The sequence below is a fragment of the Clostridium prolinivorans genome (assembly GCF_004011155.1).
GTDB lineage: Bacteria > Bacillota > Clostridia > Clostridiales > Clostridiaceae > Clostridium_AT > Clostridium_AT prolinivorans.
This window is the reverse complement of the sequence record NZ_RJWG01000054.1, coordinates 1-505: the sequence shown is the minus strand read 5'-3', so window position 1 is coordinate 505 and position 505 is coordinate 1. Positions and strand designations below refer to the sequence as shown.

The following is a 505-nucleotide window of genomic DNA, read 5'->3' as shown; positions in this document are numbered from 1 at the left end:
TAGAAATAGTAGTAAGTGATCTTACATATGTAAATGTAGCTGCTAGATGACATTATATATGTTTATTAATCAACATCTTTAATAGAGAGATAATAGGATATTCAGCAGGTTCAAATAAAGATGCAGATCTTGTATATGAAGCATTTTTAAGCTCTAAAATAAATTTAACTAAGATAAAGGTATTCCATACTGATAGAGGAAATGAATTTAAAAATAAAACAATAGAGGAAGTCTTAAAAACCTTTGAAATAAAACGTTCTTTGAGTAAGAAAGGTTGTCCTTATGACAATGCAGTGGCAGAAGCAACTTATAAAATTATAAAAACTGAATTTGCATTTAATAGAGGTTTTAAAAGCTTGGAAGAACTTAAAAAATAGCTTAAAAATTATGTACTATGGTATAACAATAAACGTATTCATAGTTCATTAAATTACATGACCCCTGTAGAATATAGATTATAAAAAATGACCGAATAAAAATTGTACAAAAAAGTGTTGACAATCCA

The 505-nt window shown here is 26.3% G+C and carries 1 pseudogene; it reads left to right on the top strand.

Annotated features, from left to right (window positions below):
• A pseudogene (locus EGD97_RS12490) lies at nt 1-461 on the top strand (transposase); the annotation flags it as partial.
• Nucleotides 462-505 lie beyond the last annotated feature (44 nt).